Source organism: Streptomyces paludis, assembly GCF_003344965.1.
Classification (GTDB): domain Bacteria; phylum Actinomycetota; class Actinomycetes; order Streptomycetales; family Streptomycetaceae; genus Streptomyces; species Streptomyces paludis.
In genome coordinates this window covers 7,467,958-7,481,483 of record NZ_CP031194.1, presented here as the reverse complement: position 1 = coordinate 7,481,483, position 13,526 = coordinate 7,467,958, and the positions used below count along the sequence as shown (strand labels likewise).

At 71.7% G+C, this 13,526-nt stretch carries 10 protein-coding genes; 7 read left to right on the top strand and 3 right to left on the bottom strand.

Annotated elements, in window-relative coordinates; all coding sequences use genetic code 11:
• The first annotated feature begins 42 nt into the window (after positions 1-42).
• The 4 genes from DVK44_RS32835 to DVK44_RS32820 are packed head-to-tail and all read left to right on the top strand — an operon-like array spanning position 43 to position 5,382.
• Positions 43-861, top strand: coding sequence for a carbohydrate ABC transporter permease (locus DVK44_RS32835; RefSeq protein WP_114665593.1), 819 nt, complete (start codon positions 43-45; stop codon positions 859-861).
• A 43-nt stretch (positions 862-904) separates the two neighbouring features.
• Positions 905-2,560, top strand: a complete 1,656-nt coding sequence (locus tag DVK44_RS32830) for an ABC transporter substrate-binding protein (protein WP_114664256.1) — start codon at positions 905-907, stop codon at positions 2,558-2,560.
• Between the two features lie 42 nt (positions 2,561-2,602).
• Complete coding sequence (locus DVK44_RS32825) at positions 2,603-3,295, top strand: DUF624 domain-containing protein (protein ID WP_114664255.1); 693 nt, start codon at positions 2,603-2,605, stop codon at positions 3,293-3,295.
• Positions 3,292-5,382 (top strand): beta-galactosidase, encoded by a 2,091-nt coding sequence (locus DVK44_RS32820; protein WP_114664254.1) that lies wholly within the window; start codon positions 3,292-3,294, stop codon positions 5,380-5,382. Before DVK44_RS32825 ends, DVK44_RS32820 begins: the two co-directional genes overlap by 4 nt.
• On the opposite strand, the gene DVK44_RS32815 is transcribed toward DVK44_RS32820, so the two are convergent.
• The 3 genes from DVK44_RS32815 to DVK44_RS32805 all read right to left on the bottom strand — a co-directional run bounded on the left by DVK44_RS32815 (position 5,344) and on the right by DVK44_RS32805 (position 9,928).
• Positions 5,344-7,395, bottom strand: coding sequence for an alpha-glucuronidase (locus tag DVK44_RS32815; RefSeq protein WP_114664253.1), 2,052 nt, complete (start codon positions 7,393-7,395; stop codon positions 5,344-5,346). The two genes, DVK44_RS32820 and DVK44_RS32815, sit on opposite strands and share 39 nt — an antisense overlap.
• Before the next feature lie 11 nt (positions 7,396-7,406).
• The gene (locus DVK44_RS32810; protein WP_181957685.1) at positions 7,407-8,732 is read right to left on the bottom strand and encodes a glycoside hydrolase family 43 protein; all 1,326 of its coding nucleotides are present in this window, start codon (positions 8,730-8,732) and stop codon (positions 7,407-7,409) included.
• A gap of 179 nt (positions 8,733-8,911) precedes the next feature.
• Positions 8,912-9,928, bottom strand: a complete 1,017-nt coding sequence (locus DVK44_RS32805) for a LacI family DNA-binding transcriptional regulator (protein ID WP_114664251.1) — start codon at positions 9,926-9,928, stop codon at positions 8,912-8,914.
• 196 nt (positions 9,929-10,124) lie between these two features.
• On the opposite strand from DVK44_RS32805, the gene DVK44_RS32800 reads away from it, so the two are divergent.
• The 3 genes from DVK44_RS32800 to DVK44_RS32790 all read left to right on the top strand — a co-directional run bounded on the left by DVK44_RS32800 (position 10,125) and on the right by DVK44_RS32790 (position 13,522).
• On the top strand, positions 10,125-11,327 hold the full coding sequence (locus DVK44_RS32800; RefSeq protein WP_114664250.1) for a Gfo/Idh/MocA family protein: 1,203 nt from the start codon (positions 10,125-10,127) through the stop codon (positions 11,325-11,327).
• Positions 11,324-12,319 carry a Gfo/Idh/MocA family oxidoreductase gene (locus DVK44_RS32795; RefSeq protein WP_114664249.1) on the top strand — a complete coding sequence of 332 codons (996 nt, stop codon included), beginning with the start codon at positions 11,324-11,326 and terminating at the stop codon, positions 12,317-12,319. Before DVK44_RS32800 ends, DVK44_RS32795 begins: the two co-directional genes overlap by 4 nt.
• A 147-nt stretch (positions 12,320-12,466) precedes the next feature.
• The gene (locus DVK44_RS32790) at positions 12,467-13,522 is read left to right on the top strand and encodes a Gfo/Idh/MocA family protein (RefSeq protein WP_114664248.1); all 1,056 of its coding nucleotides are present in this window, start codon (positions 12,467-12,469) and stop codon (positions 13,520-13,522) included.
• The last annotated feature ends 4 nt before the right edge of the window (positions 13,523-13,526 follow it).

Here is a 13,526-nt window from a genome sequence, read left to right as displayed (position 1 = left end):
ACGCGCGGCCTGCGGGTGTTCCGGGGGGTCAACGCGCTGATCATGACCGGTGTGGTGGTGGTGACCCTCTACCCGTTCCTCACCATCATCGCGCGGTCGTTCAGCTCCGAGTCCAGGATCCGGGCCGGCGAGGTGAGTCTGTGGCCCCGGGGCTTCGACCTCACCACGTACCGGATCGTCCTCGGCGACGGGATGTTCTGGCGGAACTACGGCAACACCGTGCTCTACACGGTCGTCGCCACCGCCGTCGCCATGGCCCTGACCACCTGTTACGCCTATGTCCTGTCGAAGAAGGAGCTGAAGGGGCGCGGGGTCCTGGTCGGGGTCGCCGTGTTCACGATGTTCTTCTCCGGCGGGCTGATTCCCCACTACGTACTGATCACCAGCCTCGGTATGAAGAACACGCTCTGGGCGGTGGTGATCCCGAACGCGATCAGTGTGTTCAACCTGCTGGTGATGAAGGCGTTCTTCGAGAGTCTGCCGGACGAGCTGGAGGAGGCCGCGCAGATCGACGGCCTCAGCACGTACGGCATTCTGCTGCGGATCGTGCTGCCGCTGTCCAAGGCGGTCATCGCGACGATGGTGCTCTTCTACTCGGTGTCCTTCTGGAACTCCTGGTTCTCCGCGTTCCTCTACATGGACCGGACGGAGCTGATGCCGGTCACCGTGTATCTGCGCAACCTCATCGTGGGCGCCACGGGCGGGACGAACGCGGGGGCGAGTACGGAGCAGCTCACCCAGGTCGCCTCGAACATCCAGTCGGTCACCATCGTGCTCACGGCGCTGCCCATTCTCTGTGTGTACCCGTTCGTCCAGCGCTACTTCGTCTCCGGCGTCATGCTCGGCGCCGTCAAGGGCTGACCGCTCCGTCCCGTACCCCCACCTCCAGGACAAGGGAGTATCCGTGAAGAACTCCGGACAGCTGTCGCGCCGCGGTCTGCTCGCCGCGGCGGGCTTCGCCGGGCTCGCCGCCCTCACCGGCTGCGGCGGCGGGACCGAGGACGACAAGGGCCCCGCCGACCTGTCGAAGAAGCGGGCGGGGGCGATGGAGAAGTACGGCGTGGGCGACCAGTTCCTGGCGGCCTCGGCGCTGACCTTCCCGGTCCTGCACAACAGCATGCCGCACTATCCGATGAAGGACTCGTGGCTCTTCTGGCAGGAGGTCACCAAGCGGACGAATGTCACCTTCAAGCCGACCGCGGTGCCGAACAGCGACTACGAGAAGAAGCGCGGCCTGATGATCGGCGCCGGTGACGCGCCCTGGATCATCCCCAAGACGTACCACCCCCAGGAGGCCGCGTTCGTCTCCTCGGGCGCGATCCTGCCGGTCAGTGAATACACCCATCTCATGCCGAACTTCACGGCGAAGGTGAAGGCATGGGGCCTGGCCGGCGAGCTGGACTCCATCCGCCAGTCCGACGGCAGGTTCTATCTGCTGCCCGGTCTGCACGAGAAGCCCAAACCCGGCTACTCGCTGGCGCTGCGCACCGATGTGCTGGAACGGCTCGGTCTGCCGCTGCCGGGCACCTGGGAGGAGGTGCGCGAGGTGCTCCGGGCCATCAAGCGGGAGTACCCGGACCGCTATCCGTTCTCGGACCGCTGGAGCGTCCCCACCTACCCGGCCGGCTCGCTGCTCAAGTATCTCTCCCGGGCGTACGGCACCAAGGGCGGCTGGGACTACGAGAACGTCACCTTCGACGCCGGCGCGGACAGATTCGTCTTCACCGGGGCCATGGACGCGTACCGGGAGATGCTCGACTTCCTGCACTCGCTCTGCGCGGAGAAGCTGCTGGACCCGGAGAGCTTCACCCAGACCGACGACGAGGCGGTGCAGAAGCTGCTCTCCGAGAAGTCGTTCGTGATCAGCTCCAACCCGCAGGAGCTGGTGCAGAACTACCGCTACAACCTCGGCCGCCAGGTCAGGGGCGCCACCGTCGAGATGATCCCGATGCCGGTCGGCCCGGCCGGTGAGGTGGTGGCCGACGGCCGGCTGGAGAACGGTGTGATGATCTCCAGCGCGGCGCTCAAGAGCGACCACTTCGTCGCGCTGATGCAGTTCGTGGACTGGCTCTGGTACTCCGACGCCGGACAGGAGTTCAGCAAGTACGGTGTCGAGGGCGTCACCTACACCCGTACGGGACCGGGCCGGTATCAAGTCGCCGACGGGATCGGCCTCATGGGCACTCCGGCGGACGCCCCCAAGGACCTCCAGAAGGACTTCGGCTTCTCCAACGGTGTGTTCGCGTACGGCGGCAGCCGGGCGCTGGTCTCCTCGTCCTTCGCGGCGGACGAACGGAAGTTCCAGGAGGCCATCGCGGGGTGGCGGTTGCTTCCCGTCGAGCCCGCGCATCCGCTGCGGGCGGAGGAGCAGGAGCAGGCGGTCCTCTGGGAGACCCCGCTGAAGGACCATGTGGCCCAGAACACCATGAAGTTCGCCCTCGGGAAGCGGCCCCTGTCCGAATGGGACGCCTATCTGGGCGAGTTGAAGAGCAAGAACATGGACCGGTACGTCGATCTGCACAACAAGGCGTACGAGCGCTTCCAGCAGAAGAAGGGCTGACCCGGCGTGTCCCCCGCGTCCGGTGTGTCTCCCGCGTCCAGTGTGTCCCCGGCGGACCGGTCCGCGGGCCGTCTCTTCGGGGACGGTCCGCTCTCCCGGGCCGCCGCCCTGGTCCACACCCTGCTCACCGTGGAGGCGATGCTGCTCGTCGCGGCGGCGCCGGGCCTGCTTCTCCTGCCCGGGCTCGGCCGTACCCCCGCCGATCTGCCGCTCGCCGCGCTCTGTCTGCTGCCGCTCGGCCCCGCGCTCGCCGCCGCCGTGTACGCGCTGCATCACCGCGGCCGTGATCTCACCGATCTGCACCCGGCCCGCGACTACTGGCGCGGCTGGCGGCTGAACGCCCGGCCCGCTCTGCGGATCTGGGCACCGATGACCGGCTGGCTCACCGTCATCGCGCTCTCCCTGAGCCACTTCACGGTCACCGGGCTGCCCGGCTGGTGGGCCGTGCTGCTGGCCGTGCTGGGCCTCGGCGGGCTGCTCTGGGGCGCCCACGCGCTGGTCCTCGTCTCGCTCTTCGACTTCCGGACGGCGGACATCTGCCGGCTCGCCGCGTACTTCCTGTTCCGGCACGGCCGCAGCACACTCGGCGCCGCCTCGCTGACCGTCCTCGCCGCCGGTCTCGCGCTGACCGTCACCGAGGCGCTGCCCGCCCTGCTCGCCCCGCTTCTGCTGCTGTCCCTGCTGCACGCCGGCCGCCCGGTGATCACCGAGACCGAGGAGAGATTCACCGTATGACTCCGCCCCCCACCGGCAGGATCCGCTACGGCGGCGACTACAACCCCGAGCAGTGGCCCGAGCCAGTCCGGGACGAGGACCACCGGCTGTTCACCCTGGCCCGTATCGACACCCTCACCGTCGGTGTGTTCAGCTGGTCCCTCACCCAGCCCGCCGAGGACGTGTACGACTTCACCGTGCTCGACGGCATCCTGGAGCGCGCCGCCGCCGAGGGCCGCCGGGTGTGTCTGGCCACCGGCACCGCCGCCCTCCCGCCGTGGCTGGCCCGGGCCCGTCCCGAGGTCAACCGCACCGACTTCGAGGGCCGCCGCCACCGCTACGGGCAGCGGCACAACTTCTGCCCCAGCTCACCGGTCTACCGGGCCGCGGCCGGCGCGCTGGCCGGCCGGCTCGCCGAGCGGTACGCCGCCCATCCGGCCCTGCTGGCCTGGCACATCGGCAACGAGTACGGCGGCGCCTGCTACTGCGAGCGGTGCGCCGCCGCCTTCCGCGTCTGGCTGCGTACGGCCCACGGCACCCTCGACGCGCTCAACGACGCCTGGTGCACCACCTTCTGGTCGCACCGCTACACCGACTGGGACGAGATCGAACCGCCCAGCGCCCTCACCGAGCACTGGCGCGGCCCCGACCACACCGCGTTCCAGGGCATCACGCTGGACTATCTGCGGTTCACCACCGACGCGCTCCTGGAGTGTTTTCTCACGGAGAAGGCGGCGATCCGCGAGCACAGCGCCGGCACCCCCGTCACCACCAATCTCATGGGCATGTACCGGCCGCTGGACTACCACCGCTGGGCGCCCCACCTCGACTTCGCCTCCTGGGACAGCTATCCCCCGCTGGACGCCCCGCCGACCTGGGCCGCGCTCGGCCATGACCTGATGCGCGGGCTCAAGGACGGCGCCCCGTTCTGGCTGATGGAGCAGACCCCCTCCACCACGGCCTGCCGGGACGTCAACCCGCTGCGCCGCCCCGGTGAGCTGCGGCTGGCGAGCTGGCAGGCGGTGGCCCACGGCGCCGACGCCGTCCTCTACTTCCAGCTGCGCGCCTCGCGCGGCGCCTGCGAGAAGTACCACGGTGCCGTCATCGGCCACGTGGGCCGCGACGACACCCGGGTCTTCGGCGAAGTGAGCGCGCTGGGAAAGGAGTTGGAGCTGCTCGGGGACAGCACACTGGGGGCCCGGACACCCGCCCGGGTCGCGCTCCTCTTCGACTGGGACAGCTGGTGGGCGCTGGAGATCTCCGACGGCCCCTCCCGGCTCGTCCGCTACCAGGAGCAGGTGCACGGCTACTACCGGGCCGCCCGGGAGGCGGGGGCCGATGTGGACGTCGTCCCGGTGACCGCCGCGCTCGACGCGTACGACGTGGTCCTCGCGCCCACACTGCACATGGTCAAGGGCGACCTCGCCGCCCGGCTGGAGGCGGTGGCCGCGCGCGGTGGCACGGTCCTCGCCACCTTCCTCTCCGGCCGGGTCGACACACACGACCGGGCCTTCCTCACCGATGTCCCCGGCCCGCTGGCCCCGCTGATGGGCATCCGGATCGACGAGTGGGACGCCCGCCCGGCGGACACCGCCCACCCCGTCGAGCTGGGCGGCGGCGGAGCGGACACGGCGGACACCGAAACCGTCGGGGCGCGCCTGGTCTTCGAGATCGTCCTGCCCCGGGGCGCCGAACCGGTCGGCAGCTACGGCACCGGGGACGGGGCCGACTTCTACGCGGGCACCCCGGCCGTCACCCGTCACCGCTTCGGCGCGGGCGAGGGCTGGTACGTCGCCACGGCGCTGGACCGGCCCGGTGTGGACCGGGTGGTCCGCCGTGTCCTCGGCCGGCACGGCCTGATCGGCCCGTACGCCGGCCATCCGGCCGTGGAGAGCGCCACCCGGGTCGCCCCCGACGGCACACATCTGCACTTCCTCCTCAACCACGCTTCGGAACCTGCCCTGTTGACCGCCCATGTCACCGCCACCGACCTGCTCACGGGCAAACACATCGAGCGGGGCGAGCCCCTCACCCTCGATCCGCGCGGGGTGGCGGTGCTGCGGGCCGGCTCAGTGGATCGGGCGGCCCCGCGCGTCCGGCACCCCTGACTTCCGGAAGAAGTAGCTGTTGATGTGGTCGCGCCACTCGCGGGCGCCGCGGAGCTGCTCCTCGTAGCGCTCCGCCACCCGCGCGTGGCGCGCGCCGTCCATCAGCCCGGCGAGCGAGGTCCAGATGTCGCGCGCCGCCGCGGCCTCCGCCACGCCCTCGAAGTGGGTGTCGTAGATGTGCTGGACGACCGTGGTGCCGCTGTGCAGCACATGGCCGTAGGGCACATGGTGGAAGAACAGCAGCAGTTCGTCCGGGCAGGTGGCGGGCGACTCGTACAGCGTCGCCCACGGCTCCGCGTACTGCCCCGCGTACCCGGTGCCGGTCGCACGGCTGCGGTCGACACCGACACCGTCCCGGTCGGCGAAGTGGTAGGTGCCCCAGGGGCTGTACTCGTAGCCGTCCGCGCTGGGCCCGTAGTGGTGGCCCGGCTGGACCATGAAGCCCACACCGAGCGGCGCGGTGTACTTCTCGTACGTACGCCACGAGCCGCGCAGCACGGCGCGGAGTCCGGCGCGCAGCCGCTCCGGGTCGGGGCAGGTGTCCGGGGTGAAGGTCAGCTCGATCCACTCGTCGAGGACCGCGTGGGGGTCCGCGCCGGGCCGCGCGCCGAGGCGGCCGGCCGCGTACAGATTGGCCTGGGCGAGCGGATGCCCCGTCCAGTACGGGTCGTCACCGGCGTTGGACACGGCCACGAGCCCGCCCCGGGCCAGCTCACCGACGGTGGGCGACGCGCCCGCCCCGGGGCGGAAGCCCAGCACCTCGCTCCACATCGGCGCGAGCGCGCACACGTGCCGCTGCTGGCCGGTGTACTCCTGGGTGGCCTGCACCTCGACCGCGATCCGGGTGCGCGGCAGGGCGCCGATGACCGGGGAGACCGGCTCGCGCGGCTGGAAGTCCACCGGGCCGTGCTTGACCTGGAGGACGGCGTTGTCCCGGAAGGCGCCGTCGAGCGGGACGAAGTGGTCGTACGCGGCGCGCGCCCGGTCCGTCGTGCGGTCGCGCCAGTCCTGGCGGTGGTTGTAGACAAAGGCCCGCCAGTACACGGTGCCGCCGTGGGGGGCGAGCGCGTCGGCGAGCAGGTTCGCGCCGTCCGCGTGGCTGCGGCCGTAGGCGAAGGGGCCCGGCTGTCCCTCGGAGTCCGCCTTCACCACGTATCCGCCGAAGTCCGGGATCGCCGCGTACACCCGTGCGGTGGCCGCCGCCCACCAGGCGCGCACCGACGCGTCCAGCGGATCGGCCGTGCCGAGTCCGCCGAGCACGAGGGGCGCGGCGAAGGTGACCGAAAGGTGGGCGCGGATCCCGTAGGGGCGCAGGGCGTCCGCGAGAGCGGCGACCTCCCCGATCCGGTCGGTCAGCAGGTGCGCCTCGGTGGTGTGCACATTGACGTTGTTGACGCAGACGGCGTTGATGCCGCAGGCGGCGAGCAGCCGTCCGTACGCGCGGACCCGGTCCAGGTCGCCGCGCGCCCGGCCGTCGCGCCAGAACAGCGAACCGCCCGCGTAGCCGCGCTCCACCTGGCCCATCACCGGGTGGACGGCCACGTTGTCCCAGTGGTTCAGCATGCGGGTGGCCAGCGCGGGACGGTGGGTGACGGGCGGCCGGTCGGCGCCGAACGCCGCCTCGCCGAGGCGGACCACGTGGAACAGCCCGTGGAGCAGCCCTCGCCCGCCCGCGCCGCTCACCGTGGTCCGGCCCCGCTCCCGTACGAGGGTGAACGCCTCGTCGTCGGCCCGGTGCTCCGCGCCGCCGGCCGTCCCGTCGGCCGTCCCGTCGAGGCGGAGCACCAGGTCGTAGGGCCGGTCGTACGGACGATGGTCCGCCACCGCCGCCCGTACCGCCGTACCGCCGAACTCCGCGCAGGCCGCGTCGACTTCACCGTGCACGGTGTCGGTCAGGTCGCCCGTCCCGCACACGAGGACCCGCCGGGAGCCCAGCGCCCGGAACGCCTCGGGCGGCAGCCACGCGGGGTCGGCGTCGGTGCGCGGGACGGGACGGGCGGCGGGAGCGGTCACGGATTCCCCTCTCAGGACCAGGCGGCGACGGCCGTGAAGGAGCTGTCGGCGAGGAAGGTGGAGGTGGCCTGGTAGGGGTCCACTCTCAGCTCGTAGTTGTAGTGGCGAAGATAGCGGCCCGGGTAGTTGTACGACTCCAGCCGGACCGATCCGGTGGCCGATCCCGGCCGGGCGCAGTAGGTCGCGTCCTTGCCGAACACGGCCGTGCCATCGGTGGTGTCGAAGCGGATCCGGAAGTCCCAGTGCCGCAGATAGCGACCGGTGCTGTCGCGGAACGAGTAGCAGTTCGCGTCGGCCAGGCCGGGGACAACGGTGAGGGTCGCGCTCTGTTTCACCGCGGTGGTGCTGGCCGAGGTCACCGGGTCCACATAGCCGAGGCTGTCCGACCGTACGACGGCGTAGCGTTCGGGGTAGTTGACCGAGCGGAGCGAGCGGGTGGTGTTCAGCGGCAGGGTGACACCGCCGGCGACCGTCTCCTTGAGCACGGTGAGATGGCGGACGGTCCCGGTCAGACCGGGCAGTTCGGTGGGGGCGGACCAGGTGGCGAAGTTGTCGTAGCTGTCGCTGAAGTAGTACTTCCCCGCGCCGTAGCCGTCGAAGTAGATCCGCCAGCCGCCGTTGCCGAGCTGCACCAGCGCCGGGCCCTCGCGGTACGAGCCCCAGCCGGCCCAGTCGCCCGTCCTGCGCAGCGTGTAGGGGCCGGTGAGGCTGGAGGCGGTGGCGTACTCGATGTACTTGGTCGTCTCGTTCTTGGTGAACGCGTGGTAGGTGCTGCCGGTCTTGACGATGAAGGTGTCGATGTAGTTGGGGCTGATGCCGCTCAATACGGTGGGGGAACTCCAGGCGGTCAGGGCGGAGTTGGTGGCGGTGAGCTTGTAGGGCGTGAAGATGTACTCGCCGCCGGCGGTGGTGGACGCGGAGAGGATGATATTGACACTGCCGTCGGTGTCGACGAACCACTCCGGCGCCCAGGTGCGGGCCAGACCGCTGATGGGGATCGCGTAGTCGTACAGGAAGGTCCAGTTGAGGCGGTCGGCGGAGCGGGCGAAGCCGATGGTGGTGCTCAGCGCGGACCAGGTGCGGGTGGTGTAGGTCAGGTAGTAGTAGCCGTCGGTGTGTCTGAAGACGCTGGGGTCACGGATCAGCCCGGACGGCGGGGTGTAGGCCGGGCCGCTGCGCAGGGTGAAGCCGGTGGCGTCCGGCGAGTCGTATACGTACATGTTCGACTCGTTGGCGTTGGTGAACGCGGTCATCGTGTACCGCGTCGCCTGCCCGGCGGGCGGCTCCGCCGCCGAGGCGCTGCCCGTGGCGGGCAGGCCCAGCAGGGCGATCGCCATCACCAGCAGGGTGAGCAGGGGTCTTACGGATCTCTTCAACACGTCCTCCGCTTGCTTTGTGCGGTATTTCGAACGGCGTGCGCAGCTTCGACCAGAAGATAGGTAAGCGTTATGTACACGTCAATCGTTCGGACGTATTTCGTTCCGGCGTCGCCCGGCTTTCCGGCGTCACCCTGCCTTCAGTCGCGCGGAGCCCCGGTGGTCCCCCGGACCTCCAGCACCGGTGCCGCGAGATGGACACCGCCGGGCCGGGACGGGTCCGCGAAGCGGTCGAGCAGACAGCGGGCGGCGCGGCGGCCGACCTCGTGGCCCGCGCCGTCGACGGTGGTGAGCCAGAGGTGACGCAGCCGGGAGACGCTCGTGTTGTCGTACCCGACCACGGAGAGGTCCTGGGGCACCCGCAGCCCCAGTTCCTCGGCGGCGGAGAGCGCGCCGACCGAGGCGGTGTCGTTGATGGCGAAGACGGCGGTGGGGCGGGGGGTGCGGCCGATCAGCCGGACCGTGGTGCGGTAGCCGCCCTCCTCGGTCATGTCGCTGGGCTCGACGGTCATGCCGTCCGCGAGGCCGTGGGCGCGCATCGTGGCCTCGAAGCTGCGCCGGCGCAGCTCGCCGACGGCGCCGTACCCGGCGATATGGGCGATCCGGCGGTGGCCGAGGGCGATGAGGTGCTCGGTGGCGAGCCGTGCGCCGTACTCGTCGTCGTTGGCGACGATGTCCACCCCGGGCAGCGCCGGTTCGCGGGTGCCCGCGACGACGACCGGTATCCGCTCGGCGGCCGAGCCGAGCGCGGCGGGATCGGGCAGGGTGCCGACCGCCACCAGACCGTCGACCTGGAGGTCGAGGAAGGGGCGGGTGAGGTCCTGGCCCGCGCGGCGGTGCAGCCGGGCGTCGGCCAGGAGCATGTGCAGCCCGTTGTCGTTGAGCAGGGAGTTCAGACCGTCGAGCAGATCCACGAACCAGGGGTTGCGCAGGTCGTGCAGGAGGACGCCGACCGTACGGGTGCGCCGCTCGCTGAGGCTGCGCGCCGCGGCGTTCGGCCGGTAGCCCAGCTCCCGCATGGCGTCCAGCACGGCCTGCCGCTTCTCCGGCCGCACCTGGTCGGAGCCGCGCAGCACCAGCGAGACCAGCGACTTGGAGACCCCGGCGCGCTCCGCGACCGTACGGATCGTCGGCCGTCCGGACGGCGTCTCAGCCACGTGCTGAACCTCTGGGGCTTCTTCGGCTTCTTCGGCTTCTCAAATTTCTGGCGCTTCCCGGGCTTCTTGGACCGTTCCACATAGTTCTCCAGACTCTCTCAGCGCGTCCACGATGTTGTCAAAGGTGTTGACAGCGGCTCCATGGGGATTCAGGGTGAGGCCCAGAACATTTGGACCGGTCCAAAAAGGTGGAGTCATGGACAACGACGTCAAGGACGACGAGGCCAGGGAATCCGATCGGCGGCCGCTCGGCGTCGCGGTGGTCGGCTTCGGCTGGATGGGCCGGGTGCACACCCAGGCGTACGCCCGGGTGCTGCACCACTTCCCGGGGCTCGGTGTACGGCCCCGGCTGGTGACGGTCGCCGAGGAGGTGCCGGGCCGGGCCGAGGAGGCCGCCGCGCAGTACGGGTTCGCCGGCACGGCGCGCGACTGGCGGGAGGTGGCCGCCGATCCCCGGGTGGAGGCGGTGAGCATCACCGCGCCGAACTTCCTGCACCGCGAGATCGGTGTGGCGATGGCCGAGGCCGGCAAGCACATCTGGATCGAGAAGCCGGTCGGCCTCACGGCGGCGGACGCCCGCGCGGTCGCCGACGCGGCGGCCAAGGCCGGTGTGCAGACCGCGGTCGGCTTCAACTACCGCAACGCGCCCGCCGTCGAGACCGCCCGCGCGATGATCGCCGCCGGTGAGATCGGCACCGTCACCCATGTCCGTATCCGGCTGTTCAGCGACTACGCGGCCCATCCGGAAGGCGCCCTGACCTGGCGGTACGAGCGCGAGCGCGGCGGCAGCGGGGTGCTCGGTGACCTGGCCTCGCACGGTGTGGACCTCGCCCGCTTCCTGCTCGGCGACATCGCGTCGCTGACCGCCGACACGGCCGTGTTCGTCCCCGAGCGGGCCCGCCCGACCGGTGCCACCGCCGGTCATACCCGCGCCGCCGGCGGCGAGTTGGCGCCGGTGGAGAACGAGGACTACGTCTCCTGCCTGCTGCGCTTCGCCTCCGGCGCCCGGGGTGTCCTGGAGGCGTGCCGGGTCTCGGTGGGCGAGCAGAACAACTACGGGTTCGAGGTGCACGGCACCAAGGGCGCGGTGTTCTGGGACTTCCGCCGTATGGGCGAGCTGGGCGTCAGCCGCGGCACCGCCTTCCAGGACCAGCCCGTCAGCACCGTGTACGTCGGCCCGGGCGACGGGGAGTACGCGGCCTTCCAGCCCGGCGCCGCGAGCAGCATGGGCTACGACGATCTGAAGGTCGTCGAGGCGTACCGCTTCCTGCGCTCCGTCGCGGAGCGGACCCCGTACGGCGCCACGCTCCAGGACGCCGTGCACAGCGCCGTCGCGCTGGACGCCATGACGCGGTCCGCCGAGAGCGGCGCGTGGGTCACCCTGGACGGCACGTCATGACCGTACGGATCGGTGTGATCGGCGCCGGGGTGATGGGCGCCGACCATGTGAACACACTGCACCGGTATGTCCCGGCGGCCGAGGTCGTGCTCGTGGCGGACACCGACCCGGCGCGGGCGCGGGCCGCGGCGGACTCCGTGCCGGGGGCGCGCACCGCCGACGACGCGCGAGCGGTCATCGCGGATCCCTCGGTGGACGCGGTGATCATCGCCTCGCACGACTCCACCCACGCGGACCTGGCCGTCGCCGCCGTCGAGGCGGGCAAACCGGTGCTGTGCGAGAAGCCGCTGGCGCCGACCGTCGCCGAGTGCGTCCGGGTGGTACGGGCGGAGCGGGCGGCCGGCGGCGGGCTGATCTCGCTGGGGTTCATGCGCCGCTTCGACCCCGGCCATGTGGAGCTGCGGGAGGCACTCGGCGAGGGGCGGTGCGGGAACGCGCGCCTGGTGCACTGTGTCAGCCGCGGTGTGTCCGCCGCGCCGGGGGCGATCACCGAGTTCAGTGTGACCGGCTCCGCGATCCACGAGTTCGACACCGTGCCCTGGCTGCTGGGCAGTCCGGTCGAGGCGGTCTCCTGGCACGCGCCGGACGGCGAGTCCGCGCCGGGCCTGCGCGATCCGCAGCTGATGCTGCTGCACACCGCGGACGGTGTCCTGACCACCGTCGAGGTGTTCCTCAACGCCCGTTACGGCTACGAGGTCCGCTGCGAGATCGTGGCCGAGCGGGGCGCGCTCACACTCGCCGCCCCCGCCCCGCGCGTCGTGACCGATCTGGCCGGGACCCGGTCCACCGGCCATCCCGCCGACTGGCGGCCCCGGTTCGCCGACGCCTACCGGCTGGAGCTGCTGGCGTGGACCGACGCGGTCGCCGCCGGCCGGCCCTCCCCGCTGGCCACCGCGTACGACGGACTGACCGCGTCCGTGGTCGCCGAAGCGGTGATCGCCTCGATGAAGGACGGCGGGCGCACCGTACCCGTCACCGTCCCGGAACTCTGACCCGGAGCGCGGGCCGGTGGGCCGGACCGGGCCGGTGGCCCGGGCCGCTCGCCGGTCCGGGCCCCGTCCGGTCCGGGCCGCCCACGGCCCACCAGTCCGCGTCTCCGATCCCGTCCGCCCCGCCCGCCCCGCCCGCTGGGAGTCCCCGTGTCCCCGTTCCCCTCCGCGCTGCCCGCCCCGCGTACCCCCGACCCGGCGACCGCGCCCGCCCTGCGCTGGGGCGTCCTCGGCACCGGCTGGATCGCGGAGCGGTTCATCGGCTCCGTACGCCGCCACACCCGTCAGCGCTTCACCGCGGTCGCCTCGCGCGACGGCGGCCACGCCGCGGAGTTCGCCGCGCGCCACGACATCCCGCGCGCCCACGGCTCGTACGAGAGCCTGGTGGCCGACCCCGAGGTCGACGTGGTGTACGTGGCGACGCCGCACACCGCCCATCTCTCCGGCGCGCGGCTCGCGTTGGAGGGCGGAAAGCATGTCCTGGTCGAGAAGCCGCTCGCGCCGAGCGAGGCCGAGGCGGCGCTGACCGCGCGACTCGCCGCCGAGCGGGGGCTGTTCTGCGCGGAGGCCCTGTGGACGCTGTTCCTGCCCCGCTTCGACGTGGTCCGCAGGCTCCTCGAATCCGGCGACCTCGGTGAGATCCGTACCGTACTGGCCGACATCGGCGAGTACTTCGATCCGGCCGGTGGCCACCGTATCTTCCGCCCCGAGCTGGCCGGCGGCCCGCTGCTCGACCTCGGCACCTACCCCGTCGCGCTCGCGACCTGGGTGCTCGGCGCGCCCGACACCGTCCTGGCCACGGGGCAGCCGCATCCGGCGGGTGTCAACGGACAGTTGTCCGCCGTCCTGCGCACCGCGCGCGGGGACCAGGCCGTCCTGCACACCACCCTGTTCAGCGACACACCGACCACGGCGGTCATCGCGGGCACCCGGGCCACACTGACCCTGCCGGGCCCCTTCTACCAGCCCGGGGACCTCGTGCTCACCCCGGCCGGCGGCGGCACACCCCTCACGTACACCGAGCCGCGCACCGCCCACGACGCCCTGTGCCACGAGGCGGCGGAGGTCGCCCGCTGTATCGCGGAGGGGCGCACCCAGACCCCGCTCCGGCCGCTCGCCGACTCGCTCACCACGCTCCGGGTGATGGACGGGATACGGCGGCAGTGCGGCATCGTCTTCCCGGGGGAGTCGCCGGACGCCGCCTGATGGC

Excerpts from the sequence above, each read along its gene's own strand:
- DVK44_RS32795 (WP_114664249.1), top strand. The coding sequence starts at position 11,324 with ATGACCGTACGGATCGGTGTGATCGGCGCCGGGGTGATGGGCGCCGAC.
- DVK44_RS32800 (WP_114664250.1), top strand. The coding sequence starts at position 10,125 with ATGGACAACGACGTCAAGGACGACGAGGCCAGGGAATCCGATCGGCGG.
- DVK44_RS32820 (WP_114664254.1), top strand. The coding sequence starts at position 3,292 with ATGACTCCGCCCCCCACCGGCAGGATCCGCTACGGCGGCGACTACAAC.
- DVK44_RS32835 (WP_114665593.1), top strand. The coding sequence starts at position 43 with ATGACCGGTGTGGTGGTGGTGACCCTCTACCCGTTCCTCACCATCATC.
- DVK44_RS32810 (WP_181957685.1), bottom strand. The coding sequence starts at position 8,732 with ATGGCGATCGCCCTGCTGGGCCTGCCCGCCACGGGCAGCGCCTCGGCG.